Consider the following 26441-nt stretch of genomic DNA (forward strand, 5'->3'; position numbering starts at 1 on the left):
TTTCATGCCTATCGGAAACAAACGACCCCTACCTTAGCCGATGGGCCCGGGACACCGCTCTTCGCTCAACAAGACATTAGCTTCCACTTCGCCCACGCCCGGCAAGGTCATGATGCGGCGGCGTAAAACGCGTTCGAAATCCGGCAAATCCCGCGCGACCACACGCAAGCGATAGTCATATAGTCCCAACACATGCTCGACACGCTGCACTTCAGGAATTGCGCCAACCGCGCGTTCGAAATCCTCGAGGCTTACACGCCCTTTTGTCGCCAGTTTGACGCCCAGGAAAACGGTTACACCAAAACCAAGGGCCTCCGCGTTCAAACGTAGGTGGCGCCCCTTGAGTATGCCAGCGCTTTCGAGCTTGCGCATGCGTCGCCAGGTGGCAGGTTGCGACAACCCGAGCTTCTGACCCAAAGCGCGGGCACTTTGAGTGGCGTCTCTGGCCAAGGCGCGCACCAGCGCGCGATCCAGGCGGTCCATTTCTATCATATCGGCAAAGCCACTTCTGCCTTGATTTGCGCAATTTGCATCAGGGCCTCAATATCCGAGATATGGGGCAACGTCAGAACCCGCTTGCGATAAATGTCCTGATAGTGCGCCATGTCCCGCGCGATGATATTCAGCCGCACATCGACACGGCCCAAGAAGGTTTGGATCTCAGTTACTTCGGGAACGGCGCGAGCGGCGGCGATGAAATCATCAAACGCCCGCGGTTGCGTTTTGTCCAAGGTCACTCTTAGGGAGACTTCGACCGAGTAGCCAAGGGCTGTCCAATCGATCACGGCACCGATCCCCTCAATCACCCCAGTTTCCTGCATACGCGCAATGCGTCTGGCGACTTTTCCCGACGAGGTAGCACAGCGTTCTGCAAGTTCTGCCGGGTTCAGACTTGGCTCAGCCTGCCAGTGCCTCAAGATACGTCGATCAAGATCGTCGAGCATTAATTTTTTACTTTTCCAGGTTAGGCGAATAATAAATTCACTTAGATGATCATAGATGTCGAATTCTGTAATGGCAATTAGCGCTTTTAGTCGTAGTTTGGCGGCAGTTTCAATTTCTCAAAGGACTGCCAACATGCGTGTATATTATGATCGCGATTGCGATGTGAACCTGATCAAAGACATGAAAGTCGCCATCCTCGGCTATGGCAGCCAGGGCCACGCCCATGCGCTGAATCTGCGCGACAGCGGTGCCAAAAACCTTGTCGTTGCCCTGCGCGAAGGCTCTCCCTCAACAGCAAAAGCTGAGGGTGAAGGTCTCACTGTCATGGGTATTGCGGAAGCCGCAGCCTGGGCCGATCTGATCATGTTCACGATGCCCGATGAGCTTCAGGCGGAGACATACAAGAAGTACGTCCATGACAACATCCGTGAGGGAGCAGCCATCGCATTTGCGCATGGTTTGAACGTTCACTTTGGCCTTATTGAGCCCAAGTCAGGCATTGACGTCGTGATGATGGCGCCAAAAGGTCCGGGTCACACAGTCCGCGGCGAATACACCAAAGGCGGTGGGGTTCCCTGCCTTGTTGCGGTGGACAAAGACAGCTCCGGCAAAGCGCTCGAAATCGGCCTGAGCTATTGTTCTGCCATCGGTGGTGGTCGTTCAGGCATCATCGAAACCAATTTCCGTGAAGAATGCGAAACCGACCTCTTCGGTGAACAGGCCGTGCTTTGCGGTGGATTGGTCGAACTCATTCGCATGGGCTTCGAAACGTTGGTCGAAGCAGGGTACGCGCCCGAAATGGCCTATTTCGAATGCCTGCACGAAGTGAAGTTAATCGTGGACCTGATCTACGAAGGTGGTATCGCCAACATGAACTATTCGATCTCCAATACGGCAGAGTACGGAGAGTATGTATCCGGTCCACGGGTTCTACCCTATGATGAGACCAAGGCGCGTATGAAGGCCATCCTCACAGACATCCAAACCGGAAAATTCGTTCGCGATTTCATGCAGGAAAATGCTGTTGGCCAGCCGTTCTTCAAAGGCACCCGACGCATCAATGATGAACACCAGATCGAAGCAACCGGCGAAACCTTGCGCGGTATGATGCCATGGATTTCAGCAGGAAAAATGGTCGACAAAGCCAAGAACTGATCCTTCGAGGTAATTCGAAGCATTTTTCGATCACTTCGGTTTCCAACATACGGGGCGGACAAAATCCGCCCCGTTTCCTTTGGAAAGTCCAAATGCACTCTGTAACCCTGATGATACATTGAAATTCTAGCACACGGTCCCCATTCTGGACCTCATTTCGGCTGGTACACATTAAGTTTCGCAAGTTGCATTGAATGGTCCGCCGCCTTGGCCCGATAACAAACTGCGTTAGGTCGTTGCAGTTTTAAGCTCAATTCCGAAAACAGCAGCAATCCTATTGCGGGTCCAGGTCGCGCGTACGGGTTAGCCAGTTTTTATGCCATAGACCAACTATCGGGTATCATTGTGGTGTGTGACCCTAGGCGTGGATTTGCTGCGGAAACCCTGCTCGTGCCCTTGATGTAGGCAACGAACTCTATTCTGCCGGGCCATAGCCTAAACCAATACGGCGCTTTGCGGCACCTGTTTCGATTGCGCTAAGTGCTGACGGATTCTGCAACGGCTTCAACGACGCTGTCGACGGCCCGTTCCATCAAAGCAGCGTCTTCGTGCTCGGCCATTACGCGAACTAAAGGTTCTGTCCCCGATTTTCGAATAAGCAAACGACCCGCCCCGGCGAGATCTGCTTCGGCCTGCGCAATCGCCTGTTTCACGATTTTTGAGTCCAAAGGCGTTTGACCTGTCGCAAAACGCACATTTTTAAGAAGTTGCGGTACTGGATCGAAATTGTTCAAGAGAGCGCTGGCCGGTTTCCCCGACCGCACCATTTCCGCAAGAAACTGAAGCCCTGCCATTAAACCATCTCCGGTCGTCGCGTAATCCGACATGACGATATGCCCGGATTGTTCTCCACCCAGATTGAAGCCGCCCGCGCGCATCCGTTCCACCACATAGCGATCTCCCACGGAAGTGCGTTCCAGGCGAAGGTTTTTTGCAGCCAGAAAGTGTTCCAGACCCAAGTTTGACATAACCGTGGCCACCAAAGCGTTGTTTGCAAGCTTACCTTCCGACGCCCATCGCACCGCCATCAAAGCCATGAATTGATCGCCATCTCCCACCTTGCCGTTTTCATCCAACAGGATGACACGGTCCGCATCACCATCGAGACAAATAGCGAGATCCGCTCCATGGGCGGCAACAGTTTCGGCGGCCAGTTGCGGATGGGTCGAGCCGCAACCTTTGTTGATGTTGTTTCCGTTTGGATCAACGCCAATCGGTATCACCGTCGCGCCCAGTTCCCAAAGGGCCTCTGGCGCCACTTTGTAGGCCGCCCCATTGGCGCAATCCACGACAACTTTCAGACCATCCAGACGCATCTGGCGCGGAAAAGAAGATTTGACCCTCTCAATGTAGCGGAAACGCCCATCATCGATGCGTTTTGCACGCCCGATATTTTCTGCTTCGATTGGTGCCACACCTTGCGTTATCAGCTCCTCAATGTCCGCTTCCATTTGATCCGACAGCTTGTAGCCGTCTGGCCCAAAAAATTTAATGCCATTGTCTGCCGCCGGGTTGTGGCTGGCTGAGATCATAACCCCGAGGTCCGCACGCATCGAACGTGTCAGCAAACCGACCGCAGGTGTTGGCACCGGCCCGAGCAGCAAAACATTCATGCCTGTAGATGTAAGCCCGGCAGTGAGCGCATTTTCGAACATGTAGCCGGAAAGACGAGTGTCTTTTCCGATAACGACACGATGTACGCTTGACCTGTCGCGGCTAAAGTATCGTCCCACCGCAGCACCGATACGCAGCGCCATATCCGCGGTCATCGGATGGGTATTCGCGGTGCCTCGCACGCCATCTGTACCAAAGAGTTTATCCATGCGCGCAACCTGCCATGGCAGCCCGCCAAAGCGCAATAGCCTGAGCTGTTTCCGGGACGTCATGCACGCGCACGATTTGTGTCCCATGTTTCAGTGCGGCGAGGGCTACAGCCAGCGACCCTGGCATCCGATCATGCGCAGCATTGGTCTTGGAAATTGTCCCAATGAACTTTTTGCGCGACGCGCCCAAAAGAAGAGGAACACCCAAACCGTGAAACAGGGACAACCGGGATAGCAGACGCAGGTTATGTTCCAAGGTTTTTCCGAATCCAATGCCCGGGTCTGCCAAAATCCGTTCTTTTGGAATGCCTTTGGCGATCAGCATATCGATTTGATGCTTCAGAAAGTCGAACACATCAAGCAAGACGTCATCGTAGCGCGGGTCCTGTTGCATCGTGGCGGGATCCCCTTGCGCATGCATCACGCAAACAGGAGCAGAACGGTCCGCACAAAGCAGTGCCAAAGCTGGATCAAAGGTGAAGCCCGACACGTCATTGACCAGATTTGCGCCTGCATCCAGAGCGCAAGCTGCAACAGCGGCTTTGCGGGTATCGATTGAGATCGGTGTTGTGATGCCCGCCGTACGAAGCGCTTTGATCACGGGCACGGTACGGGCAATCTCTTCGTCCTCGGATACAAAAGATGCACCTGGACGCGTCGATTCGCCCCCGACGTCCAGAATATCGGCGTCCTTCATGTTCAAAGAGCCGGCGACAGCTGCCTCAATCGAACTATGTTTACCTCCATCCGAGAAACTGTCAGGCGTGACATTGATAATCCCCATGACGCGCGGGCGATCCATTGAAATGCCAGCGATGGGCACGCGCGGCTCCATCAAGGGACGTAGGTGTACCGAGTCGACGTCTGCGGCAGCCATAATCCTCGGTGGCTGGCTACGCGATAGAACTTCGACTTCTGTGAACCAGCCCCATGCGCCGACAAGCCGATGCGCATTTTCCGGACGCGCAGCATCAACCTGAGCAATTGGACGATAGTAATCGGTCATCAATCAGAACTTTTGATCCCGAACAGACACAGCGCGCAAAGGCACGGATGCAGTCAACGGCAAATCGGCCCCAATGACCAACATCTCACTTGCCTCGAAGGTATTTGCAAACCACGCCGCCAAAGCGACAGCGTCATGTGGTTGTGCAGAGGGACCATCCACGGCATCCAGAACAATCTTGGAGGGCGCCCAAACGCAGGTTTGTCCATTCTTCATGGCCCAGTCGAGTTCGGTGCGTGTGTTTACGACAACGCAACGGTCATCTTTGGATGCAAGGACCCAGGCGTTCTGCTCGATGGCGAGCAAATCAATCCGGCGCTGCGCCATCTTGTGGCGAGTTTGGGGCGCTGCGGTTTCTGACGCCCCAACACAAAATATCAGAGGTTTTCCGGTCGCCTCCAACTGGTCGATCCATCCTTTGAGATACGGCGACGCTATGGCGTCGTTGCCAAGGTAAACCAACTCCGGCTGTGGCGGCGATTCTTCTTCCGGCCGGACAGGCGCCAATTGCCCCTGTGACCTGACGATCTCGACGCCGAGAGCGCCTGGGCCTCTGTCCAGCTTTTCGATCCTCACAAACGCGCGGCGTGCTTGCGGTTCCAGCAAAATCCGTTCCGCGACGCGTTCCGCCAGAGTTTCCAATAGGTTGAGACGCTCATCCGAGAGCTCAAACGCAATGGCTTCCGTGACTTTGTCGTAGCTAAGTATACGGTCTACGTCATCATCAATCGGCCCTGTCAAGGGCTGCACTTCGACCACCACGTTGAAACAGATGCGCTGGGTCACCCCACGCTCTGCTTGGAACGCACCTATTTCGATTTTTACGATATGATCGCGCAGGGATATTCTGTCGAGCGGATCCGTTCCCGCTGTGGCTTCCGAACGCTCGCTAGGATGAGCAAAGGCAAGTCTGATTTCGGAAGTCATGGACCGGGCTCTCTGTCAATTTCGCGTCTACACCCAGTGTGACGCCATGGGCCCATTAACAACCTTCTACGCGGCGCGCCAAGGTCTGAAAACGTCAGTTGCTCGCAGTTTGCCACGTATGCCGGTAAAAAATGTGCACGCCAATGGCCGCCGTCTTGGTGTAAACCTTGCTCCAGTTTGGGTTTACCGCAGTCGTATGATAGTGTGTCGCACCTTCTGTGAGGGGCGGTGCGACGCCATCAAGGGCTGCGCGCGCGACCTTCGAAACGCGCTCGAAAGCTCGTTTTTCCGCGATGATCTCTTTGTGCCCATCGCACATGTAGGTGAACTGGCATTGAAATTTTTTGCCGGTGCCCTGGTTTATCACACCACAGGCCGAAGCCGGAAATCGTGCCGATTCAACACGGTTCAAAATAACTTCAGCAACAGCAAACTGACCTTTAACTGTTTCGCCCCGCGCTTCGAAATAAAGCGCTTCAGCCAAACACCGCAACTCATCCCCACCCTGCGGCATTGGCAGCCGGTCAATCCATGATTTCGAAAACTCCAGATCGTTGTACATCTGAGTATCGAGAACGTCGTCTTTTGTGCTGGCTTTCTTAACCGACTCCAATTCCTGCTCGACGCTATTTTGTTGTTCCACGCCTTGACGCGCGAGGCTGGGATCAGCCACAAAAAAGCCCAAGAACAGGCCAAAGGTTAGCGACAAAATCGCTTTGCAGACAATTCGCAAGACCATTTCCCCCAGGTCAAAAATCAGAATTTCTCTACCGATTAAAATCGTTGACGTAAAGTTTACGACCAACAAGTCGGTTAACGTCGGCAAGCAACCGCTCAACACGTCATCCGAGTAGACACAACATTTAGTGATCAATTGGTCCGGCTGCTACTGTATGTTGCCGCCGATCGCAAGTTGTGCGGCAGCCAATCGTGCGACTGGCACCCGGAAGGGTGAACAGGAAACATAATCAAACCCTGCATCCCGACAGAATGAAATTGATTCGGGGTTACCGCCATGTTCCCCACAGATCGAAAGCGTAACATTGGGTTGCGCCGATCGCCCTCTTTCTGCCCCAATTTTTAACAGCTCTCCAACCCCTTCAGTGTCGAGCACGTGAAAAGGATCCTCTGGGAAAACACCCTGTTGCACGTAGTCCGACATGAAGCGACCGGCGTCGTCTCGGGACAGTCCATATGTCATTTGCGTCAGGTCGTTTGTACCAAAGCTCAAAAAGGCACAGTGCGGGGCGATTTCGGCAGCTCTAAGAGCAGCTCGAGGTGTTTCAACCATAACGCCCAGCCGGTATGCAAAATCCCGATCCCATTCGTTGCGTACCGCTGCTGCAACCGCGTCGATAGAGGTTTTGACCAATTCAACCTCGCGCCGTGCGGACACCAATGGGATCATGATTTCAGGTTCAACGGGTGTTCCCGCATCACTGGCATCAATGCTCGCCTCAAAAATCGCGCGCGCCTGCATTTCGTAGATCTCGGGCACCGTTACGCCTAGACGTACACCCCGCAAACCCAGCATCGGGTTATACTCAGACATGGCGTCGATCCGTCGTGTCACATTCGACAGCGGCAAATCTAACGCCTCAGCCAGTTCGCGCTGCCCTGCCCGATCGGTTGGCAAAAACTCATGCAAGGGCGGATCAAACAAACGGATGCATACAGGTTGGCCTTTCATGATACGGAAAAGCTGTGTGAAATCGGCGCGCTGCATCGGCAACAACCGCTCAAGGACTGCACGACGATCCTGTGATGTTTCCGCGAAGATCATTTCGCGCATTACTGTTAAACGTCCGGCTTCAAAAAACATGTGCTCCGTGCGACACAGCCCTATGCCCTGAGCGTTGAAATTGCGCGCTGTTTGCGCATCAGCGGGCGTATCGGCATTGGCGCGTATGCCAATGTCACAAAACTCCGTCGACCAATCCATCAGCTTCTGGAAACCTTCATCTAACGCGGCTTCGCGCATTTTCGTGGCACCGGCCAAAACCTCGCCACTGGTCCCATCCACGGTCACCACATCGCCTGCGCTAAAAACCCGGCCATCTTGGGTGACCAACTGCTTCTTACTGCTGATGAACCGCATATTGGACGCACCCACGACGCAGGGCAAACCGATCCCGCGCCCAATCACCGCTGCGTGGCTTGTTATACCGCCACGTTCTGTCAAAACAGCATGCGCGGCGTGCATCCCACGAATGTCTTCGGGCGAGGTTTCCCTACGCACAAGGATACATGGATCACCTCGCGCAGCACTTGCCTGAGCCTCCGCCGCCGTAAAGACGATTTGCCCAGTGGCAGCGCCCGGGCTCGCGGCAATGCCATGGCCAATTACATCTCTTTCGGCATCCGGGCTGATCTGACGATGGAGTAACTCCGACAACGTGCGGGGTGGCACGCGCATCAGAGCTTCCGCACGTGGGATGATCTTATCATCGGCAAGCTGCACTGCGATCTGCACTGTCGCCTGGCTCGACCTTGCCACACGCACGCCGTCAAGGATGTAGAGCGCGCCGTTTTCGATAGCAAATTCTACCTGCATTTCTTCCCGCAGTTTTGACCGCATCAAACCTGCGTGGGTTTTCAGTGCGTTAAACGCTTCCGGTGCCAGTTCTTCCAAAGAAGGGCCACGCGGGTCACGACCCAAGTAGAGCGCTGCGGCATCACCTTCGAGCGCATCTCGTCCCTGGCTTTGGCTCAAATAGCGACCAGTGATCTGCGGCAGCCCCGTATCGCTATCGACCAATTGCAAAACACCCGAACCACTTTCACCCTGACCGAGCCCAAGCGCCATTTCCTGAACAACCAATCCCAATCCTGCGTCAGCGGGCGCGCCCTTGGCTTGGCGTAGCAGACGCGCGGATGTCCCGTCCCATGCGCGCGCCATTGACTTCAAAACAGCTGCGAGTTGATCGGATGGGTTCGCTGGAAAGGGCTCTTCCAATTCGGATTCGTAAGCCCGTAACGCCTCGCTCAGGCCTTCTGCCCCTTCGCCCTTTACGTTTTCAAATACATCTGGGTCCAGCCGAGCGACATCAACCGCATAGGATTGAACAAAACGGGTGTATATCGCCCGCGCCGCCGTTTCACCCAAACGTTCATTCAGCGCCTCGCAGCGCTGCGTGTTCATTCCGATGTTCAATACAGCACCCGGTCCGCCCCAGTCGGGATCTTCCGAAGAGGGGCGAACGCAGAGCAATACCCCTTCCGGGAACTGTGAGACAATCGCCGCGATATCGGGCAATTCGCCTTTTGCAATGCGCTTTACTGCGTCAAATGACAGCGCGACTGTTCGGGGGACAGGCAACTCTAGGCGCACAAGCCTTTGCAGACACTTGGCGCGGCCTCCATGGGTTTCGGCAGCAATTGGCGCCTGCGCCGTGACGAGAGTGGTATTTGGATTATTCTGCACTGCAGCACCTAAATTGTATCGCTGCAGCATAAGCTGTAAACTTGGGCTGACAAGTCTTTAGAAGGACGCGAAGATCAGTTGCGTATTAGCCTTCGATCAGGGTCAAATCCGCAACTGATGCGCATAGTTTTGTAATCTGGCTCAAAAGATTTAAGCGATTACGTCGGACGGTTCCGTTGTCTGAATTGACCTGCACAGAGTTAAAAAACGCATCTAAAGGAGCGCGCAAATCTGCCATGGCAGACATTGCGACGGCAAAATCATGCACTTCCATCGCCGGTTTGATCTTGGCTTCTGCGGCCTCGAGCGCAGCGAAAACGGCGCGTTCTTCATCGGTCTCGGCGAATTTCGGATCTGCGCCGTAAGAGTATTCAACCCCATCCGCCGCTTCGGCCTGGGTCAGAATGTTATTGGCGCGTTTGAAGGCTTGCAGAAGGTTTTCGCCATCATCCGTGGCCAAGACTTCGGACAGCGCACGCGCGCGCTTGACCAGCAGCGCGAGATCGTCGTTGCCAGGCATTGCAATGCAGGCGTCGATGATGTCATGGCGGATGCCCTGATCGCGCAGGTAAACCTTGAGGCGGTCGTGGAGGAAGTCGAGTGTCGCTCGCGCCACAAACCAAGCGGAGTCGTTGTCATGTGACATTTTCCGAGCAAAGGCCAAGGCTGACGACGCATCAGGAGCAGGTTGCCTGCGTGCAGCCGGAGTGGCCACGTCTAACCAGGACATTGACAAGCCCCCTTCGAGCACGATCCGAATGACACCCAAAGCTGCCCGGCGCAGCGCAAAGGGGTCCTTGCTTCCGGTAGGCTTCTCATCAATCGCCCAGAACCCAGTCAACTTGTCGATTTTCTCCGCCAGTGCAACAGCCACCGAAACGGGAGCAGTTGGCACATCATCAGAGGGACCAAGCGGCGCGTAGTGTTCCTGTGCGGCGGCTGCAATCGCATCCGAGTGACCGGCAGCCTTGATGTAGTAGCGCCCCATGAGGCCTTGAAGTTCGGGGAATTCATAAACCATTTCCGAACTGAGATCGGCCTTGGCCAGACGTGCGGCCTCTTCGGCTTCATCCGGATCAGCACCAACAAGAGGTGCCAACTCGCGCGCCAACTTCGCCATGCGGTTGATCAGTTCCGCCTGCGTGCCCAGCTTGTTGTGAAAGGTTACGTTCTCAAGCGCTGTCAACCAGACGCCCATATCACTTTGCGCAACGCGCAGGTCGTTGTCCCAGAAGAATTTTGCATCGGCCAACCGGGCCGATAGGACTTTTTCGTTACCCGCCAGTATGGTCACCCCGTTGTCGGCGGTTTCTGTATTGGCGACGGTCACAAAGCGCTCAATCCGTTTGGTTTTTGGATTTCGCACGGAAAAGAACTTCTGATGTTCTTTCATAGAGGTTTGCAGAACTTCCGGTGGCAGACCAAGGAAGTCTTCGCCAACATTGCCCATCAAAACCACCGGCCACTCAACGAGCCCCGCAACCTCCATAAGCAGGGCTGAATCCTCGACAACCTCCATTCCGTTGGCAAAGGCCATATTGGTCGCATCATGCCAGATGGCATCCGCCCGCTCTGTCGGATCAAGCACCACATAGGCCCGTTTGAGCTTGGCGGCGTAATCCTCAAAAGAGGACACTGTAAAACGATCCGGTGCAAGAAAGCGATGGCCGGCGGTCGTGTCGCCGGACTTTATGCCATCGATATCAAGCGGCACTACCTCCGCACCGGCTTCATCATTCAGAATGCAGAGAATGGAATGCAAAGGCCGCACCCAGCGCAAAGAACCCGCGCCCCACCTCATGGACTTAGGCCACGGGAAGTTTCGAACCGTGGCTTCCAGAACCTCGGCAACGATATCTGCGGCAGGCCGACCCGGTTTTTCAATCTTGGCAAAGAGCACCGCACCCTTGGGGGTTGTGCGTTCTTCCAACTGATCGCGAGAAAGGGCCGCCCCGCGCAAGAAACCTTCAATGGCTTTTTCCGGCGCGTCCGCGCGCGGGCCTTTGCGCTCTTCAACTGTATTGGGGCTGGCATCTAGCACGCCTTCAACCGTCAAGGTCAGACGGCGCGGGGTGGAGAATTGTGCGGCTGACGCATAGGTCAGACCAGCCTCGACCATGCCTTTTGTAATCCGGGTTTTCAGATCTTCCGCGGCGCGGCGCTGCATGCGCGCGGGAATTTCTTCTGAGAAGAGCTCAATCAGGAGATCAGGCATCAGTTTTCATCCCGTCTGGGGCACTCTTCGCCCACTATGGTTCCGTCATAGGCTTTTTCGCCGCAATCGTTGAGTTCATGCCATATGTAACCACGGCCATCCTCAGTGATCGCCACGATACGGTCGACACCGAATTCAACATTTTTCTGACCCAAGAAGGAAAGAGCGCGCCCGCTGGCCATGTCATCGGCAATCGCAGCGGCATCGAAACAGTCGAACCAACCCGGCGCATTACGCGGTGTGGCTTGCTCCAAAGTGACATAGGTTTCGGTCAACATGGCCAGACTGGATGAGGTTTCAAAGCACGCACGGAAGCGAATGGGGGAACTGTCGGCATCAATCGCCTGAATTCGCTCCGCCAAAATTGTTTCAGGCTGATTTGATGTCAGCGAGACGAGCTGCACTTCAGGCAGTTCTGATGTCGCCTCCTGATAAAATCCGTAAACCTGCAGGTAGTAAAGCGCAACGCCCGCAACCAAAGCCGAGATCATGATGACACTTCCAACGATTTTTCCGTTCATATGGGTGTCTCTGGCGTCCAGCCGCCTGCACGGGTCTGTACAAAGGCATCAGCGCAGTTTTTTGCCAAGGCCCTCACCCGCCCGATGTAGGCCTGACGTTCGGTTACGGAGATGACCCCGCGCGCATCCAACAGGTTAAAGATATGGCTGGCTTTGATGCATTGATCATAGGCCGGGTGCGCCATCACAATGCGTTTGCCGGTTTTTTTGTCGTCATAGGGAAGGTCAAGAATGTCGCGGCAGTGTTTTTCAGCTTCATCAAAATGACGCAGCAAAACATCGGTGTCTGCGGTATCAAAGTTCCACCGTGCGTATTCTTCTTCTGTCTGTTTGAAGACATCGCCGTAGGTGAGTGCGATGGGCGTTTGCGGATCATTGAAAGGCATATCCATGACGTGATCGACACCCAGGATGTACATCGCCAACCGTTCGAGACCATAGGTGAGCTCACCAGAAACAGGGTGGCAATCATGGCCGCCTACTTGCTGAAAATAGGTGAATTGGCTGACTTCCATACCATCACACCAAACTTCCCACCCCAAACCCCAGGCTCCTAAGGTTGGGCTTTCCCAGTCATCTTCGACAAATCTTATGTCGTGCAAGCCCATATCGACGCCAATCGCTCGGAGCGAGCCCAGGTAGAGCTCTTGGAGATCAGGTGGGCTGGGTTTGATCAGGACTTGAAACTGGTAATAATGCTGCAACCGATTTGGGTTCTCGCCATATCGCCCGTCCGTAGGACGCCGCGACGGCTGAACATAGGCGGCTGCCCAGGGTTGCGTGCCCAAGGACCTCAGAGTGGTTGCAGGATGAAAGGTCCCGGCGCCCACTTCCATGTCATAAGGTTGCAACAATGCGCATCCTTTGCCGGCCCAATAGGTTTGTAGCCTCAGAATAATCTCCTGAAACGATTTCGGGGTTTGCGATGTTTCCGACATTGGGCCGCCTCAGCTGCTCATTCGCGCCTTTCCTACGTGTGTGTGCTGGAAGCGTCAATTGCACAGAACCGGATAAATCCTACCAATCCCATATGGTAATGGCTAGTTTTTCCTGATTAATTAGGCTGGCTATTTTTTTGCAAAGGCAAAGGTATCGATGACTCGGTTATTTGTGGTTTTTGTTGCGGTTTTGCTGGTCGCGACTCAAGTGGTTCGGGCGCAGTCCCAAGACCCGGTCGTATGGGTGCAAATCGAAGCCCAGCCAAATCCTCAAGACGGCTTGCAGCGCGCGCAGGTCTATGCCCGCGCGTTGGACGACGTGAACGGGTTTGCCTTGGGCAATGGATGGTATGGTATTGTCCTTGGTCCCTACACTGCGGCCGATGCCGAGCAAGTTCTACAAGTCTACAGAAACGACGGCCTGATCCCGCGCGACAGCTATATTGTTTCCAGCGCGTCACTGGCACAACAGTTCTTTCCGGCAGAAACAAATCTGTTCCAGCAGCCCAGAGCGCAGGAAGCGGCTCTCGCACCGCCCGAACAAAACGCCGAAGTGGTGCCAGAAATACCCGACAGCGAAAGTCCAGGCCTGACCATTCAAGGTTTGATACAACAGCCCCAGTCACCCTCTGTGCTAGCTGATGAAACCCCGAGCCAAGCCCGTCAAAGCGAACGCAACCTGACACGCGAAGAACGCCTTAAGATCCAGACCGCACTGCAATGGGCCGGGTTTTACAATTCAGCGATTGATGGTTCTTTTGGCCGCGGAACGCGTAATTCGATGACCAACTGGCAGCTTTCCAGAGGGTTCGAGCCAACCGGCATTCTGACAACTGCGCAACGTGCAGCACTCATTCAAGATTATGACGCGGTTCTACAAGGCTTGGGGTTGCGGCCCGTTGCAGACACTCAAACTGGCATCGAGATCATGCTGCCAACCAAAAAGCTCGCACTTGAGCGGTATGAGGCCCCTTTTGCGCAGTTCAGCGCCACCGATGGCACTCAGGCAGGCGTTTTGCTGATCAGCCAGCCGGGCGATGTAAATACTTTGAGCAGCCTTTACAACGTTATGCAAACGCTGGAAGTCGTCCCTCTGGACGGGCCGCGCAGTTTGCAAAGGACAAGTTTCAGCCTGACCGGTCGCAACGCGCAGATCGTCAGCGACACACGTGTGAGCTTGGAGAATAATCAAATCAAAGGTTTCACGCTGATCTGGCCAACAGGCGATGAACCACGCCGACAACGCCTGCTGGATGAAATGCAGGCCAGTTTCACCCGGTTGCCCGGTGTGCTAAACCCCGAAGTCGGTGCCGACGCGCAGCAGCGCGTCGATCTGCTCGCCGGTTTGCAGGTACGTCAACCAAGCATTTCGCGCTCTGGCTTTTTTGTGGATGGCAATGGATCTGTTGTTACGACGGCCGAAGCCGTTAAAAGCTGCGGACGTATCACACTGGACGAAGAAACCGATGCAAACATAGCTTTCGTCGATGGAGATCTTGGCGTTGCTTTTCTGACACCCACGACTGACCTGGTGCCAGCGCAAATCGCACGGTTCAGTGCTTTGGCACCACGTCTGCAATCCGAAGTCGCAGTCTCGGGTTATTCCTACGAAGGAATTCTGGAGGCTCCATCGATGACGTTTGGTACATTGGCCGATCTGCGCGGCCTGAGCGGCGAACAGGACCTCAGCCGACTGGCGTTGAACAGTCTGCCCGGTGATGCCGGTGGCCCTGTTTTTGATGACAGTGGCAATGTCTTGGGCATGCTATTGCCAAAGAACAGTGGGACCCGCCAATTGCCAAAAGAAGTGAGCTTCGCCCTGACAGGTTCGGCCATTGCCAAGGCGATGGAAAGCGTCAGCCTGATCCCGGGTAGCGGCGGCAGCACCGAAAAGCTGGCCCCCGAGGATATTACCCAACGCGCTCTGGCTATGACAGTATTGGTCAGTTGCTGGGACTGAACGCGCGATTAGCTAGCGATGAAATCAACGCGATGTAAGCGGTTGTTTAGAAGCAACCTGTTATTCAATCGCACATGACCTTTGAAGCCATTGTAGAAAACCCATAGGCGCAGTCCTGTAATTTGACGGGGCTCCGCTACTGAGCCGTGATCGTCGGTGTAACGTAAATCAGCGTTGGGCCCTCCGAAACGAAAGCTCTTTTGACAACCTCTTGCAACTTTTCAAGCGTATTTGGCGCTTCGGCTTTGGCGCCAAATGCCTCTGCCAGTTTGCAGAAATCCGGGTTGCGGGCGATGACTGCATTTGGAGCGATCTGCGAGCGGATCATGCTGTCTTCGATTTCCTTCAGCTTGCCGTTGTCCCACAAGATAATGGGCAGGCTCAAACCCAACTCCACCGCAACGCCGAGCTCCTGCATCGTATAGTGAAAAGCATAGTCGCCGATTATTGCCATCGTCGGCAGACCGCGCCGGGCAACGGCGCCACCGATCGCAGCCGGCGTCGCATACCCCAGGGTGCCGAATCCGCAAGGATGATGCCAATGACCGGGACGATCCATGTCCCAGACAACCTTGGCCATATAGGCAATTTGCGTCATGTCGGAATAGATCATCGTTTCAGCAGGAACAGCCGCGCGCAGCGCAGCGCAGACCAAGCCGATGCCTGGGTAAATAGCATCCATTTCCGCTAGGCCGCGGGCTCGGGCTTCGGCCACCTCCTGCTCGGTCCAATCAGTCGCCGTCTGATGTCCCTTGAGCGTTTGGTTTACAGCCGCGAACCAAGCCGACGCATCTGCGAGATGCGTAGTGTCACCAGCAGCAGCACGGCTCAAGACCGCCGGATCAAGGTTGACATGAATCGCTGGTGCCTGATGTCCTAGAACTTCACGATAGTGGTCCACTTCCGCCAGATCGGTCCCGACGCAGACTACAAGATCTGCCTTTTTCAGCTCATCAACAGATGAGGTAACACTGAGCATCGCACCGTAACACAGCGGATCGTCCAGATCGGCAATACCACTTCCTGCAAATGTGACGTAGGAAGCGGCCCCAAGTGAGGCAAGCAAAGCACGGGCTTCGGAGGCGGCCTCTGCGGCGCCACCTCCCAGAATGAAAAGTGGACGTTTTGAATGGGTCAGCTTTTCTGCCGCGATGATCACGTCTTCGGGTAGCACCCCTATCCGCTTCAGGTGGTTTATCGCCTTTGGTGCAGCTTCCGTCTTTGCTTCCAATACTGCGATGGGAACCTGGATGTGCTTTGGCAGCGGGCTTTTGGTTTGAAATTCGGCAAAGGCGCGATTGATCAGCCCATACGCAGCCGCCGCTGATTTCGCCTCAAATGACCAGTCGCAAACCGTTTCTGCGGCAGCGCGCTGGTCTTTCATCTGATGAAGTTGTCCTTTTTTTGCGGCCGTTTCATCAAGGCAGGATGATATCACCAGCAATGGTACGGAATCCGAATACGCTTGCCCCATCGGCGTCATGATATTGCACAGGCCCGGCCCTGTGATGACATAAGCCACACCGGGATTGCCCGTAGCCCGCGCATAGCCATCTGCCATGAAACCTGCGCCCTGTTCATGGCGCGCCAATACATGGGTGATTCCCGCCTCTTCTATTCCGCGATACAACTCTTGGTTATGTACGCCAGGAATACCAAAAATGACGTCGACACCCCGTTCCTTCAGCATATGGGATATCTGAGTGCCCAGCGGTTTTTGCATGTTAGTTTCTCCAGAATTGCACCGTCAGGATGGCGTAGACCGCCAAAAGCTCCAGTCGTCCAAGCAGCATACCCGCCGTCAGCAACCACTTTGCCGTATCATTCAGACCAGAAAAATTGCCCGCGGGCCCGATTTCCGGCCCTAGCCCGGGACCAACATTTGAAAGCGCCGTTGCTGCGCCGGAAAGCGACGTGATAAAATCCAATCCGGTCAAGCTCAGCGCCACGGCCAAAAGGCCAAGGGTGACGATGAAAAACATGAAGAATGAGATCACAGAGCTCAGGACATCTTCGCTGACGGGGCGTTTGTCGTAACGCACCACAAAAACGCCATTGGGGGATCTGATCCGGCGCAATTGCATTTTGATCGACGCGAACAGCAGTTGATACCGGAAAATCTTGATCGAGCAGGTGGTAGATCCGGCACAGCCGCCAATCAATCCCATGAAAAAGAACATTGCGATCAGCAAGGGGCCCCATTGCATATAATCGGCTGAAGCATAACCAGTGCCGGTCATGATCGAGGTGACATTAAAAAGAGCGGAGCGCGCGGATGCCCCCCACTCAAGCGGAAAAAGCTGAATCAATGCAACGGACACCGCCGTGACAATGACTGTTAGCGTGATGACAAAAGTCCTCACCTGACTGTCTTGCCAAAGTGGCGTGTACTGCCCGTTCAAAAGCTGAACGTAGCGCACGAATGGCAAGGCCGAGAGCACCATAAAAAGCGTTGCGGCAACTTCAATATTGCCTTTGTAGACGCCAAAGGAGTCGTCGTAGTTCGCAAAACCGCCCGTCGAAATAGTAGTGAGGGCATGCACCGTAGCGTCAAACGCATTCATACCAAGCGCCAGGTAGCTCAGGGCGCACACCATTGTCAAACCGAGGTAAATACTCGAGATTTGGCTGGCTATCTGTCCGGCACGGGGCAAGATCTTGCCCATGGTGTCGAAACCTTCGGATCGGAAGATCTGCATGCCTCCGACCCGCAATTCCGGCAGGAACACCATTGCGACAACGATGATCCCGATACCGCCCAACCACTGAAGAATGCCCCGCCACAACAGAAGGCCTTTTGGCAAATCTTGCAAGCCGGCGAACACGGTTGATCCGGTGGTCGTAAGCCCGGACATGGCCTCGAAGAATGCGTCAACGAATCGCGCATCCGTATCGCCCAAAACGAAGGGCAAGGCGCCAAATAGCGGCAACGCGACCCAAACCCCCGTGGTCAACAAGAAGGTTTGCTGAATCGTCAGGCCTTCCTTGACGCCGTTGGCGCATGCCAGCGCAATCAGGCCGCCAGACAGGATCGTGATCAAAGCCGACTGGATGAAGACCGGCCAGTGATCTCGCCCCTCGGCAATGTCCACCAGCATCGGCAGGAACATCGCCACCCCGAGCACGGCCACAAGCAGTCCGATCACATATCCAACAGGGCGTAGGTCCAACATGGACGCAGGGTTGGCTGTGCGCCGCGCCACTGTCAAGCGCATGCCGCGCCCGGTTGTCGTCAGGCGTAGTATAGATCCTGGAAAACGTGGTGAACGATGTCCTCGCGCTTAATGCCAAGCGCTTTGAGTTCCGCGTCAGATTTCGCATGAAGCGCCTGAAAATTCTGCACCCGCACGGTATACGCACTGGACGTTGCCAAGGCACGTCCCAGCGAAACAAAAAATCCGGAAATTGCACCGAAGGCCGCAGATAGGAAGCCGGCCTTTTCGCTTTCGAAATGAGTAGGTTGATAAGCCATTGGAGATCCTAACTAATTGTTGGTCTCCTCCCTGACCACAACATAGTCGCAATCAAGGAATTTTAGAATTGCAACTTTTGCATAGCCGCTAACCAGGTATTTGCAAAAAGATCATGTGTCGCGAAGCGTCAGCCCGTCGAATAGCGCGCCTGTTGCAGCCTAGCCAACGTGGAAAAGCGTGTTGAACATCTTTGGGTCTATGCTTTCTGACGCGAAAGTATCACCCTCAAAAAGCACGCTGACCGCATCATGGCTGTGCAGGCTCTCCTGATGACTTGCGATTACCCGAAAGTCACCGACACGCACATCTGATTGCATTTGCTCGCAAAAGAGGCGGGCAGCGTCCTCGACGAAAATCGGGTTTGCAGCATTGAGTTCCGCAAAGGCTTGTTCATCCTCGCGTTTGACCATCACTTGCGTTTCGGTTGGCACAGCGCGGCGGCAGGCCTCAATCAGATCCTCAAACCACAAGCAACCGGCGTCCGTATCAACCTCGACTGAGACGCGCGCGACTGAGCGTTGAGAGTGGGGTGTAGCCAACTGCCCACGTGTCGCGCGTGCATGCTCGGACAGCTCTAACGAACAAGGGCACGTTGAAGAGTATACATAGTCGAGATGCATAATCTTTTTTCGCACACCGCTTGTTTCCACCAATTCCAAAGCAATGTCGTAATATTGATACCCGGACAGCCCAGACCGTAAGCTGTCTACTTTCATTGGAAAACTAAACCGCATCTGGATCCGCGCGTCAAAACTCTCCAGATCATCAATGTAATCGTCTAGCGCCGCTTCAATCACCTCGAAGCTGAATGTTTCTTCGGCATGCTTGTAAAATGATCGCATGATGCGCGACATGTTGATGCCTTTTTTGTCGGCCTCAAGACTAACCGTCCCGGTAATGGAGGATTCGAGAGTCAAATCGCCGTTGTCGCGGGTCTGGAACCGGATCGGCAGGCGAAAGTTCGAAATTCCAACATGCTGGATCTGTTGCTTGGCCCCTTTGATCAGGCTGGAGGGTCCGTTTTGCAGGTCCGGCAGAGTTTCTTTGTACTCTTGGTTGCTTACAAAGCCTTCGGGGTATTCCCGCGAGAAGGCCGGATAGGTGTCGATATCGCTGCCGGGCATCAAGCTCACCACCGAGGGATCGAGTTCCAGAATTTCTGCGGTCGACGCACCTTTGGCCCAATCGCGGAGTACAGACAGCGCTGCGGCTGCCTCGTCCCGATCTGGAGTGGCATCAAATATGGGTGTGTGGATGTTCATCGCTATGTCCCTCATGACGACTGCTTAATTGAAGATAGGGCTTGTCCCTGCTTTGACCAACCTCTCTCACAGATACGTCAAGTTACTGCAACAGGATCATTAATTGCTAAATCGCTGCAACAGCAAAAAACCGAGGCACACCGGGCCAACCCCGTCAGGCAGTGTCCAGCGCGTTTGAAATATCGGCGATGAGATCCGATGTATCCTCAATCCCGACGCTAATTCTGACCAGCCCGTCGCTGATGCCCAGAGCATCTTTCTGATCCTGCGGCAACCTTTGGTGCGTTGTCGTCGCCGGGTGGGTCATAATGGTCTTTGCGTCACCAAGATTGTTTGAGATCACACCGATCTTCAAGGCGTTGAGAAACCGGAATGCAGCCGGTTTTTCGCCCGCCAGATCAATGGATAATACCGTGCCGCCCTGCGCCATTTGGCGCTGAACCAGCCCATGCTGGGGATGATCCTTAAGACCTGGATAAATGACCCGCGACAGCTTCGCGTGACCCTTTAAGGCATCCGCGATCGCCGTCGCATTCGCCGTCTGTGCGCGCACGCGCAAGTCCAGCGTTTCCAGCCCTTTGAGCATAACCCAGGCGGTGAACGGGCTCATCGAACCACCGGTGTGCTTCATATAGGGCTCAACCGTTTTGCGAATGAATTCCCGGCTGCCCAGGATCACCCCGCCCAACGCACGGCCCTGCCCGTCGATGTGTTTGGTCGCCGAATAAATGACGACATCAGCACCCTGTTCAAACGCCTTGGACCAAACTGGCGTCGCAAACACGTTATCGACCACAACCTGAGCACCTTTTGCGTGGGCAAGTGCCGAAACCCCGGCAATGTCGACCACCTGCAACGTAGGATTAGAAATAGATTCGAAAAAGACGGCCACTGTGTCCTCTCGAATAGCCGCCTCCCATGCAGCCAGATCCGTGCCATCGACAAAGGTGACCTCGACCCCAAAACCCGTCAGCACTTCTTCGAGCACGTAAAGGCAGGATCCAAACAACGCGCGGGCTGACACCACGTGGTCTCCTGCCTTGAGCAAGGACATCAACGCCCCCGAAACCGCTGCCATGCCCGAAGCGGTGGCAAAGGTATCCTCCGCTCCCTCCAGCGCCGCAATCCGATCCTCGAACATGGCCACAGTGGGATTGCCATATCGCGCGTAAATGAATTCATCCGGCCCTGCTTCCACGAACCGCGCTTCTGCGTCCTCGGCAGTCTCGTAGACAAAGCCCTGCGTAAGAAAAATTGCTTCAGAAACTTCGCCGTATTGGCTGCGGCGGGTACCGCTGTGAATGGCTTTGGTACGTGGTTTCAGGTCGCGTGTCATATTCTTAATCTCCAGCCCAATCGGGCACAAAAAAACCCCAGACGCGGTCAACGCGACGGGGTTTCCTCATCGGTGACCTTTTAGCGGAATGTTTAACGTGGCCCGCAATCCGGTAACAAATCTCCACAGGCGAACGGTTAAGACAAAGGGTGTTGCGCGTCAACACCGTCACGGTGCTGTAACAATTATTTCATGCCCCCGTCGTATGCCTTTGAGACAGACCAGCTACCACATCTTGTAGAAAGGGCGGCACATGCCAGTGCTTAGGATCAATGCAAGCGACAAAGATTTGCAGGTTCACAGCAGCGCGACGCCAATCCATCGCGCTCTGGCGGTTCAATCACCAGATCATGGCCCGGTTGTCATCATGGTTCATGGCTACAAATACGCGCCAAACGATCCAAACCATTGCCCACATAAAAAGATTTTCAACGACAGTGATGCCGGCTGGCCCAAACAGCTTGGTTTCGCCAAAGGCCAACAGAACGAAGGGCTATGCATCGCATTTGGTTGGTATGCCCGTGGACCCTTGTGGCAAGCGCACCGGCGTGCTGTTCGGTTAGGTGAAAAGCTGGCAACATTGGTGACGCTGGTGCGGGACGCAGAACCGCGCCGCCCGGTACATGTGATCGCGCATTCATTGGGATCGGAAATCGCGCTGTCGGCCTTGGCTCATCTGAAGGCAAACAGCATTGATCGCATGGTGCTGTTGACCGGCGCAAGCTTCGCCAGCAAAGCCCGCTCCATGTTGTCAACGCCCGCCGGACTGACGACGGAATTGTTCAATGTTACGAGTCGCGAAAACGATCTCTTTGATCTTGCATTTGAGCATTTGGTTGCCGCGCCAAAATTGAACGACCGCGCGATCGGACAAGGAATCGACACACCCAATACGCTCAACCTGCAACTGGATTGCCCGACCACCCTGAAAACCTTTGCTGACTTAGGGTTGACCATCGCTCAACCGCAAAGACGCATCTGCCACTGGTCTGGTTACACGCGCCCCGGCGTGATGGCGCTCTATGCGCATATTCTGCGAAGCGCGAATACGTTTTCGCAAACCAATCTTGCACAGATACTTCCTACCAGACCCGCGCCGCGATGGTCCCGTTTCCTCGCGCCGCATCCCAAATCCACTCGGCCCATCACCTTCCCCGGTCTGCCCCTTGCCTTGAAGTTGAAAAACCGCATCATGGCGGCAACATCTTTGCAAGGAAAAGACAATGAGCCCGCCTATTGATCTGTATTTCTGGCCGACACCCAACGGTTGGAAAGTCTCCATTGCGCTTGAAGAGATGGGTCTGCCTTACAACACGCACCTCATCAACATAGGTGCTGGCGATCAATTCGCGCCTGCTTTTCTTGAGATTGCGCCCAACAATCGTATGCCCGCAATTGTCGACCATGCCGGTCCGGACGGCGCACCGATATCTATCTTCGAATCCGGAGCGATTTTGCAGTACCTTGCGCGCAAAACTAGTAGTTATGGCGGCACGACCGAGCGCGAAAAAATCGCTGTTTCAGAATGGTTGATGTGGCAAATGGGCGGTCTTGGTCCAATGGCAGGACAGGCGCATCATTTTCTGAAATACGCCCCTTTTATGGAGCCCCCCAACGACATACCCTACGCCAAGGACCGCTACCGCGCTGAAACAGCGCGACTTTATGGGGTCCTGGACCGACGATTGGCGGAGAACGAATACGTTGCAGGGAACTTCTATTCGATTGCCGATATGGCAATCTGGGGTTGGGCCTCTCTATGGGAGGGTCAACAACAGACCCTCGAAGACAAGCCGCATATGGAACGCTGGCTGAACTTAGTTTCGGAGCGGCCAGGTGTTCAAGCGGGTCGTGCGCTCTATGCAGAAAAACGCGCCGACTTTCGAAAAGACAAAGACGCGCAGGATCAGCTCTTCAAAAAAGCATGAAATGCGCAAGTAAGATGAAGGGTTTGCAATACATTCTGTCTCGATTTTCTTTGCATATGAATCAATAAATCGTCACAACTCTGCCAGTGATTTTAAAAGGTATTCCGCCGGCATGCTCGAAGACGTTCTAAGCGCAGAGAACCTCGTCTATCTCGCGGGCGCTTTTTATATTGCGGGCTTGGCCATCACAAATCAGATCATTTTGCGTCTTCTGCTTCTGGCAGGCACCGGTATCTATCTGATTTATTACTCAACGATCGCCGATAACCCGCTTTGGGAGGCCATCTACGTCAGCCTGCTGATCGGGCTGGCCAATCTAGGCGGGCTGACAAGTTTGATCGCACGCAACTCGCAATGGGCCATTCCGGCCGCGCATGCAGATATCTACTTTGATTTCCCAAGTCTGCCGCCCGGCGACTTTCGCGCACTGATGAAATTGGCAAAACGTTATACTGTTGATGAAGACAGACAAGTCACTGTCGAGGGCGAAGCGGGCAACAAGCTCTATTATGTACTCGACGGCTCGACGCTCGTGCGCAAAGGAGATCAGGCCTTTGTTCTGGCGCCAAAACTGTTTCTGGGTGAAATCGCCTTTCTGATTGGCGCACCAAGTTCCGCCTCAACCTGGCTGGAAGAAGGCGCAGAGGTTCTGGAGTGGCGTTTCGAGGATTTACGCCGCAAGTGCGCGCGAAACACCCGTTTCAAACTTGCGCTCGAAGCGGCTATCTCCACCGATCTGGCCAGTAAAGTCGCGCATTCAATGGGTAAGGACGCCGTGCGTGTCGATATCATTCCGAAACAGATGATCGAAGCACTTGGAACCGTCCGCAAAGGTTAAGCGTCGCCTTCGCTATCATCCGAGATCATATGATGTTGCAAACTCGTGAATTGCCACATCAAAAATGCCATCAACGCCACCGGAAACCCGAAGGTTTCGATCTTGACCCACGCATCGGTCGACATCGTACGCCACACGATCTCGTTCGCCAGCGCCAGCAGCGCAAATACAGCACAAAGGCGGCGTGTCAGGATCATCCAGCCTTCTTCGCGCATCGGCATCATCTCGTTCATGACATAAGCCAGATAGGATTGACCGCGCAGCAGCCCTATCCCGAGCAGAACGGCAAAGAGCCCATATACAATGCTGGTTTTCATCTTAAAAAACCGCTCATCATTGAACCAGGCCGTCAGGCCGCCAAAGAAAATGACCATAAATGCCGTAAATACCTGCATCCGGCTGAGTTGACCGGTCAAGCGCCACAGGATCGCCATAGCCGCCAGCAAGATCGGAACAAATATCAGCGCCGAGACAATGAAGCCTGAATACTCCGTACCGCTAATGACAAAAACGTCTTCCTTGATCCGCAAGTAGATCAGGAAAAACAGAACGGTTGGACCCAGCTCCAGGATTTGTTTGACAATCGGGTTGACCGGTTTTGCGTCTGACATGTTTCTTTCCTATCCGCCCATTTCAACTATCACAGCACCCAGCGCAATCAATGCCATCAATGCAATTCTGCGCGGTCCGACGGTTTCTTTCAGAAACAACCACCCGATGATGGCGGCAAAAACGGTTGAGGTTTCTCGTAAAACGGCGGCCTCACCGACCTTGTCAAGGCGCGTGGCCATCATAATCGCTCCAAAGCTGAGCGGCGCAACGAGCCCACCAACCAATCCGCGCACCATCAAAGGCCCAAGCGTCGGCCGATCCGCCATGCGCCACCAACGCGCGCTTGCGATTATTGGCATCACAAAGCCATCAATCATGAAAAACCACGCCAAAAAAGTGAAAGGGTTGGCTGTGGCGCGAATGCCGTAGGCGTCATAGGTCGTGTAAAGCGCCACGAAGAGGCCCGTCAGAACGGCCAGACCCAGCGCGGCGTGGAGCGTATCGCGTTCCGAGATCAAAAAAATCATATTGTAAACCGCAAGCCCGAAAATGCCCGCCAGTAGCACGACGATGCCCACCCACTGAGTGGCTGAAAAAGTCTCGCCAAAGAGAAGATAGGCCCCGAACACTGTAAACAGCGGCCCTGTCCCCCGAACGACCGGGTACACCACGGTGTAGGCCCCTTTTGTATAGGTCCAGGCCTGAAGCAATTTGTAGATAACGTGGATCAGCCAGACGGCAGCAAAGATCGGCCACATGTGGGCTTCGGGCCAAGGCACGACAAAAAACACAAAAGGGATTGCCATGATCAGGTAACAGAAATCAATCGCGCCGCGTGCAAGCCAGGGATCGTGACGGCCCTTTTGTAATGCTCCGAACACAGCGTGCAAAAGTGCGGCCATCAAGGCCAAGACGAGCGCTGCCTGATGACCCGTTTCTGTTCCCTCGATGGAGATCAACCATTCGGTCACCGAAGTGTCCAAGCCATATCGCCGTCCAGCCGGGTGGGGGCAAAAGTCATTTTCCCTCTAATCCCATCAGCGCGTCCGCAAAGTCCTGCGGGTCAAAGGCGTCGAGGTCGTCGATTTGTTCGCCCACTCCAATTGCGTGGATCGGCAGTCCGAATTTATCCGCCAGAGCGACAAGCACACCGCCTTTTGCCGTGCCATCGAGCTTGGTCATGACCAGTCCGGACACGTCCGAGATTTCCCGAAAGACTTTGACTTGATTGAGCGCGTTCTGACCGGTTGTGGCATCCAAAACCAGCAACGTATTGTGCGGCGCAGTTTCGTCCTTCTTGCGGATCACGCGCACGATCTTGGCAAGTTCTTCCATCAGATCCGTCCGATTCTGTAAGCGTCCAGCGGTATCGATCAGCAGCAGTTCAGCCCCGTCGGCCTGCGCCTGTCCCATGGCGTCAAACGCAAGGCTGGCCGGGTCCGAGCCTTCGGGCGCGGTCAGGACCGGCACACCAGCCCGGTCACCCCAAACCTGCAATTGCTCTACCGCGGCCGCGCGAAACGTATCGCCTGCAGCAATGACCACTTTTTTACCCGCCGCGCGAAACTGACTGGCGAGTTTGCCAATGGTGGTAGTTTTTCCAGAGCCATTGACCCCCACCACCAGAACCACCTGCGGCGTGCGCGGATAAAGCGGTAGCGGTTTGGCCACTGGATCCATAATGCGTGCAATCTCGGTTGACATCAGCGTCTTGATTTCCTGAACGGATAGCTTTCGCCCAACCCTGCCTTCGGCCATATTCGCGACCACCCTCAAGGCCGTATCAACGCCCATATCGGCGGTGATCAAAAGCTCTTCCAATTGCTCCAGCATCTCGTCATCAAGTGTGCGTCGTACAACGGTTTTGGCGCTTGAGCGTCCCAGCAAACGTCCCAAAAGACCGGGCTTGGCGCCGGGCACTTCATCATTCTCTTCGGCAAAAGCTTCCGCCACAGGCGCAGGGCTACGCGGCAGCGAGACCGGAACATCGACAGTTTCGCTTTCAGATACCGGAACAACTTCTGGCTCTGGCTCTGGCTCTGGCTCTGGCTCTGGCTCTGGCTCTGGCTCTGGCTCTGGCTCTGGCTCTGGCTCTGGCTCTGGCTCTGGCTCTGGCTCTGGCTCTGGCTCTGGCTCTG

Annotated in this window: 23 protein-coding genes and 1 riboswitch; of the genes, 5 read left to right on the forward strand and 18 right to left on the reverse strand. The window is 54.8% G+C overall.

The window, feature by feature from the left end; translation table 11 throughout:
- Nucleotides 1–33: 33 nt before the first annotated feature.
- Complete coding sequence (locus tag AB8B75_RS17225; protein WP_405364046.1) at nt 34–492, reverse strand: Lrp/AsnC family transcriptional regulator; 459 nt, start codon at nt 490–492, stop codon at nt 34–36.
- Nucleotides 489–944 (reverse strand): Lrp/AsnC family transcriptional regulator, encoded by a 456-nt coding sequence (locus AB8B75_RS17230; RefSeq protein WP_405364047.1) that lies wholly within the window; start codon nt 942–944, stop codon nt 489–491. Before AB8B75_RS17230 ends, AB8B75_RS17225 begins: the two co-directional genes overlap by 4 nt.
- 70 nt (nt 945–1014) lie before the next feature.
- Here AB8B75_RS17230 and ilvC point away from each other — a divergent pair, with 70 nt between their 5' ends.
- Nucleotides 1015–2100 carry a ketol-acid reductoisomerase gene (ilvC, locus tag AB8B75_RS17235; RefSeq protein ID WP_405364066.1) on the forward strand — a complete coding sequence of 362 codons (1086 nt, stop codon included), beginning with the start codon at nt 1015–1017 and terminating at the stop codon, nt 2098–2100.
- 476 nt (nt 2101–2576) lie between these two features.
- Here ilvC and glmM read toward each other — a convergent pair whose 3' ends face one another.
- The 8 genes from glmM to AB8B75_RS17275 form a co-directional block, all read right to left on the reverse strand.
- A complete protein-coding gene (gene glmM / locus AB8B75_RS17240) occupies nt 2577–3923 on the reverse strand; it encodes a phosphoglucosamine mutase (RefSeq protein WP_405364048.1) in 1347 nt (448 codons plus the stop codon).
- Complete coding sequence (folP, locus tag AB8B75_RS17245; protein ID WP_405364049.1) at nt 3916–4929, reverse strand: dihydropteroate synthase; 1014 nt, start codon at nt 4927–4929, stop codon at nt 3916–3918. Before folP ends, glmM begins: the two co-directional genes overlap by 8 nt.
- Nucleotides 4930–4932: 3 nt before the next feature.
- Nucleotides 4933–5856 (reverse strand): dihydroneopterin aldolase, encoded by a 924-nt coding sequence (locus AB8B75_RS17250; RefSeq protein WP_405364050.1) that lies wholly within the window; start codon nt 5854–5856, stop codon nt 4933–4935.
- Between the two features lie 94 nt (nt 5857–5950).
- Nucleotides 5951–6469 (reverse strand): cell wall hydrolase, encoded by a 519-nt coding sequence (locus AB8B75_RS17255; RefSeq protein WP_405364067.1) that lies wholly within the window; start codon nt 6467–6469, stop codon nt 5951–5953.
- A gap of 273 nt (nt 6470–6742) precedes the next feature.
- Entirely contained in the window at nt 6743–9310 is a 2568-nt protein-coding gene (locus AB8B75_RS17260; RefSeq protein WP_405364051.1) for a putative PEP-binding protein, read from the reverse strand.
- 55 nt (nt 9311–9365) lie between these two features.
- Nucleotides 9366–11495 (reverse strand): glycine--tRNA ligase subunit beta, encoded by a 2130-nt coding sequence (glyS, locus tag AB8B75_RS17265; protein ID WP_405364052.1) that lies wholly within the window; start codon nt 11493–11495, stop codon nt 9366–9368.
- A complete protein-coding gene (locus tag AB8B75_RS17270) occupies nt 11495–12016 on the reverse strand; it encodes a DUF6446 family protein (RefSeq protein ID WP_405364053.1) in 522 nt (173 codons plus the stop codon). The genes glyS and AB8B75_RS17270 overlap by 1 nt, the downstream gene beginning before the upstream one ends.
- Complete coding sequence (locus AB8B75_RS17275) at nt 12013–12954, reverse strand: glycine--tRNA ligase subunit alpha (RefSeq protein WP_405364054.1); 942 nt, start codon at nt 12952–12954, stop codon at nt 12013–12015. Before AB8B75_RS17275 ends, AB8B75_RS17270 begins: the two co-directional genes overlap by 4 nt.
- 157 nt (nt 12955–13111) lie before the next feature.
- Here AB8B75_RS17275 and AB8B75_RS17280 point away from each other — a divergent pair, with 157 nt between their 5' ends.
- Nucleotides 13112–14914, forward strand: coding sequence for a trypsin-like peptidase domain-containing protein (locus tag AB8B75_RS17280; protein WP_405364055.1), 1803 nt, complete (start codon nt 13112–13114; stop codon nt 14912–14914).
- A gap of 136 nt (nt 14915–15050) precedes the next feature.
- On the opposite strand, the gene AB8B75_RS17285 is transcribed toward AB8B75_RS17280, so the two are convergent.
- From AB8B75_RS17285 to metZ, 5 genes are all read right to left on the reverse strand, one after another.
- Nucleotides 15051–16637 carry a thiamine pyrophosphate-binding protein gene (locus tag AB8B75_RS17285; protein ID WP_405364056.1) on the reverse strand — a complete coding sequence of 529 codons (1587 nt, stop codon included), beginning with the start codon at nt 16635–16637 and terminating at the stop codon, nt 15051–15053.
- Between the two features lies 1 nt (nt 16638).
- Complete coding sequence (locus tag AB8B75_RS17290) at nt 16639–18129, reverse strand: TrkH family potassium uptake protein (protein WP_405364057.1); 1491 nt, start codon at nt 18127–18129, stop codon at nt 16639–16641.
- Nucleotides 18130–18146: 17 nt separating this feature from the next.
- Nucleotides 18147–18386: a hypothetical protein gene (locus tag AB8B75_RS17295; RefSeq protein ID WP_405364058.1), complete on the reverse strand. Its 240-nt coding sequence runs from the start codon at nt 18384–18386 to the stop codon at nt 18147–18149.
- A 159-nt stretch (nt 18387–18545) separates the two neighbouring features.
- The gene (gene folE2, locus AB8B75_RS17300; protein WP_405364068.1) at nt 18546–19649 is read right to left on the reverse strand and encodes a GTP cyclohydrolase FolE2; all 1104 of its coding nucleotides are present in this window, start codon (nt 19647–19649) and stop codon (nt 18546–18548) included.
- 154 nt (nt 19650–19803) lie between these two features.
- Complete coding sequence (gene metZ, locus AB8B75_RS17305; RefSeq protein WP_405364059.1) at nt 19804–20985, reverse strand: O-succinylhomoserine sulfhydrylase; 1182 nt, start codon at nt 20983–20985, stop codon at nt 19804–19806.
- Between the two features lie 60 nt (nt 20986–21045).
- A riboswitch (SAM riboswitch) is annotated at nt 21046–21122 on the reverse strand.
- Nucleotides 21123–21238: 116 nt separating this feature from the next.
- Between metZ and AB8B75_RS17310 the strand changes: the two genes are divergently transcribed.
- From AB8B75_RS17310 to AB8B75_RS17320, 3 genes are all read left to right on the forward strand, one after another.
- Nucleotides 21239–22225 (forward strand): alpha/beta hydrolase, encoded by a 987-nt coding sequence (locus tag AB8B75_RS17310; protein WP_405364060.1) that lies wholly within the window; start codon nt 21239–21241, stop codon nt 22223–22225.
- Nucleotides 22209–22913 carry a glutathione S-transferase N-terminal domain-containing protein gene (locus AB8B75_RS17315; protein ID WP_405364061.1) on the forward strand — a complete coding sequence of 235 codons (705 nt, stop codon included), beginning with the start codon at nt 22209–22211 and terminating at the stop codon, nt 22911–22913. The genes AB8B75_RS17310 and AB8B75_RS17315 overlap by 17 nt, the downstream gene beginning before the upstream one ends.
- Nucleotides 22914–23025: 112 nt before the next feature.
- Nucleotides 23026–23751 (forward strand): cyclic nucleotide-binding domain-containing protein, encoded by a 726-nt coding sequence (locus tag AB8B75_RS17320; RefSeq protein WP_405364062.1) that lies wholly within the window; start codon nt 23026–23028, stop codon nt 23749–23751.
- On the opposite strand, the gene AB8B75_RS17325 is transcribed toward AB8B75_RS17320, so the two are convergent.
- From AB8B75_RS17325 to ftsY, 3 genes are all read right to left on the reverse strand, one after another.
- Nucleotides 23748–24362 carry an inner membrane-spanning protein YciB gene (locus AB8B75_RS17325; protein ID WP_405364063.1) on the reverse strand — a complete coding sequence of 205 codons (615 nt, stop codon included), beginning with the start codon at nt 24360–24362 and terminating at the stop codon, nt 23748–23750. The two genes, AB8B75_RS17320 and AB8B75_RS17325, sit on opposite strands and share 4 nt — an antisense overlap.
- 9 nt (nt 24363–24371) lie before the next feature.
- On the reverse strand, nt 24372–25274 hold the full coding sequence (locus AB8B75_RS17330; RefSeq protein ID WP_405364064.1) for an EamA family transporter: 903 nt from the start codon (nt 25272–25274) through the stop codon (nt 24372–24374).
- A 46-nt stretch (nt 25275–25320) separates the two neighbouring features.
- Nucleotides 25321–26441, reverse strand: a 1121-nt coding sequence (ftsY, locus tag AB8B75_RS17335) for a signal recognition particle-docking protein FtsY (RefSeq protein ID WP_405364065.1), incomplete at its 5' end; no start/stop codon positions are given.

Source organism: Roseobacter sp., from assembly GCF_045106495.1.
Lineage (GTDB): Bacteria > Pseudomonadota > Alphaproteobacteria > Rhodobacterales > Rhodobacteraceae > Roseobacter.

Bases quoted from the DNA above. Each gene is read 5' to 3' on its own strand.
- AB8B75_RS17275 (WP_405364054.1), bottom strand. From the start codon at position 12,954: ATGTCGGAAACATCGCAAACCCCGAAATCGTTTCAGGAGATTATTCTG.
- folE2 (WP_405364068.1), bottom strand. From the start codon at position 19,649: ATGAACATCCACACACCCATATTTGATGCCACTCCAGATCGGGACGAG.
- AB8B75_RS17250 (WP_405364050.1), bottom strand. From the start codon at position 5,856: ATGACTTCCGAAATCAGACTTGCCTTTGCTCATCCTAGCGAGCGTTCG.
- AB8B75_RS17280 (WP_405364055.1), top strand. From the start codon at position 13,112: ATGACTCGGTTATTTGTGGTTTTTGTTGCGGTTTTGCTGGTCGCGACT.
- AB8B75_RS17320 (WP_405364062.1), top strand. From the start codon at position 23,026: ATGCTCGAAGACGTTCTAAGCGCAGAGAACCTCGTCTATCTCGCGGGC.
- AB8B75_RS17295 (WP_405364058.1), bottom strand. From the start codon at position 18,386: ATGGCTTATCAACCTACTCATTTCGAAAGCGAAAAGGCCGGCTTCCTA.
- metZ (WP_405364059.1), bottom strand. From the start codon at position 20,985: ATGACACGCGACCTGAAACCACGTACCAAAGCCATTCACAGCGGTACC.
- glyS (WP_405364052.1), bottom strand. From the start codon at position 11,495: ATGCCTGATCTCCTGATTGAGCTCTTCTCAGAAGAAATTCCCGCGCGC.
- folP (WP_405364049.1), bottom strand. From the start codon at position 4,929: ATGACCGATTACTATCGTCCAATTGCTCAGGTTGATGCTGCGCGTCCG.
- AB8B75_RS17290 (WP_405364057.1), bottom strand. From the start codon at position 18,129: ATGCGCTTGACAGTGGCGCGGCGCACAGCCAACCCTGCGTCCATGTTG.
- AB8B75_RS17285 (WP_405364056.1), bottom strand. From the start codon at position 16,637: ATGCAAAAACCGCTGGGCACTCAGATATCCCATATGCTGAAGGAACGG.
- AB8B75_RS17270 (WP_405364053.1), bottom strand. From the start codon at position 12,016: ATGAACGGAAAAATCGTTGGAAGTGTCATCATGATCTCGGCTTTGGTT.
- AB8B75_RS17310 (WP_405364060.1), top strand. From the start codon at position 21,239: ATGCCAGTGCTTAGGATCAATGCAAGCGACAAAGATTTGCAGGTTCAC.
- AB8B75_RS17225 (WP_405364046.1), bottom strand. From the start codon at position 492: ATGATAGAAATGGACCGCCTGGATCGCGCGCTGGTGCGCGCCTTGGCC.
- AB8B75_RS17325 (WP_405364063.1), bottom strand. From the start codon at position 24,362: ATGTCAGACGCAAAACCGGTCAACCCGATTGTCAAACAAATCCTGGAG.
- AB8B75_RS17260 (WP_405364051.1), bottom strand. From the start codon at position 9,310: ATGCTGCAGCGATACAATTTAGGTGCTGCAGTGCAGAATAATCCAAAT.
- ilvC (WP_405364066.1), top strand. From the start codon at position 1,015: ATGGCAATTAGCGCTTTTAGTCGTAGTTTGGCGGCAGTTTCAATTTCT.
- AB8B75_RS17315 (WP_405364061.1), top strand. From the start codon at position 22,209: ATGAGCCCGCCTATTGATCTGTATTTCTGGCCGACACCCAACGGTTGG.
- glmM (WP_405364048.1), bottom strand. From the start codon at position 3,923: ATGGATAAACTCTTTGGTACAGATGGCGTGCGAGGCACCGCGAATACC.
- AB8B75_RS17230 (WP_405364047.1), bottom strand. From the start codon at position 944: ATGCTCGACGATCTTGATCGACGTATCTTGAGGCACTGGCAGGCTGAG.